Annotated in this window: 1 protein-coding gene and 1 pseudogene; both read left to right on the top strand. The window is 71.9% G+C overall.

From position 1 onward, the window contains the following. Nucleotides 1–95 precede the first annotated feature (95 nt). On the top strand, nt 96–995 hold the full coding sequence (gene murQ / locus P1P70_RS44560; protein ID WP_319248190.1) for an N-acetylmuramic acid 6-phosphate etherase: 900 nt from the start codon (nt 96–98) through the stop codon (nt 993–995). Between the two features lie 127 nt (nt 996–1,122). Then, a pseudogene (locus P1P70_RS44555) lies at nt 1,123–1,326 on the top strand (hypothetical protein); the annotation flags it as partial. Between the last annotated feature and the right edge of the window lie 125 nt (nt 1,327–1,451).

Below are 1,451 nucleotides of genomic sequence, written 5' to 3'. Positions count from 1 at the left end.
ATGCCTCCCACCTGCCCGACGGCTCCGCCCTCCCGAGTTCCTCCACCCTCCCGAACGCCACCGCCCTCCCCAACCACCTCGCCGTCCGTGCCGAGTTGGAGTTGTTGACGACCGAGGCGTTCCGGCCGGAGCTCGCCGACATCGATCAGCTTCCGACGCTCGACATCGCGAAGCTGATGAACACCGAGGACGCGGCGGTGCCGACGGCCGTGGCCGCGCAGTTGCCGCTGATCGCGACGGCCATCGACGCGATCGCGGAGCGGATGGGCCGCGGTGGCCGGCTGATCTACGCGGGCGCCGGGACGGCGGGCCGCCTGGGCGTGCTGGACGCGTCCGAGTGCCCGCCGACGTTCAACACGGCCCCGACGCAGGTCGTGGGCCTGATCGCGGGCGGCCGGGACGCCATGGTCACCTCGATCGAGGGCGCGGAGGACTCGGCGGACCTGGCCCGCACCGACCTCGACGCACTCGCCCTGACCCCCGACGACACGGTGGTCGGCGTCTCGGCCTCGGGCCGCACCCCGTACGCGGTGGGCGCCGTGGAGCACGCACGCGCGGCCGGCGCGCTCACCGTCGGCCTGTCCTGCAACGCGGCCAGCGCCCTCGCCGCGGCGGCCGACCACGGCATCGAGATCGTCGTCGGACCCGAGCTGGTCACCGGCTCCACCCGCCTCAAGGCGGGCACGGCACAGAAGCTCGTCCTCAACATGCTCTCGACGATCACGATGATCCGCCTGGGCAAGACCTACGGAAACCTGATGGTCGACGTCCGGGCCACCAACGACAAGCTCCGCGCCCGCTCCCACCGCATCGTCGCCCTCGCCACCGGCGCGACGGACGACGAGATCGAAGAAGCCCTCACCGCCTCGAACGGCCAGGTCAAGAACGCCATCCTCACCATCCTGAGCGGCGTCGACGCCCCCACGGCCACCCGCCTCCTGACAGAGAACGAGGGCCACCTCAGGGCAGCCCTGGCGGTGGCGCTGTCCCGCTGAGCCGCACGGGGCGGCACCCTGCGAGCCGCCAGGGGGATCGGAGGATTGTCGGTGCCGCATGGCACCCTGCATAGGTCAGGGTCAGCAGACCGTCCGCGCGCACACCACCCGGGGTGAGACCACCACCATGAACCACGCCCAGCTCACCGCCCTCGGCCGTGCCCTGCGGGTCCTCGGGGAGCACGGTGAGTCACTGACCGCCGACACCCCCGACGCCCGCCTCCACGAGGTCAAGGCCGACCTCAAGCGAGCCCTGGAGCTGCTGGACGAGACGGTCACGAGGGCCGCCCCCACCACCCGCTGCGCCGAGCACCCCAGCGGCCCGGTGGAGGTGCGTCAAAGGCAGTCCGCGGCAGGGACTCGCATGGTCACCCGGGGATGAGGGTTGTGCGTCGGCGAGGAAGTAGGGGGAAGACTTCTAGGGCATGGCGTCTGTACGCGCCAGGGCCGCCTTTT

It is taken from the genome of Streptomyces sp. MB09-02B, from assembly GCF_033794485.1.
GTDB lineage: Bacteria > Actinomycetota > Actinomycetes > Streptomycetales > Streptomycetaceae > Streptomyces.
Note: the sequence above shows the minus strand (reverse complement) of the source record. Positions and strands in the feature narration are given on the sequence as shown.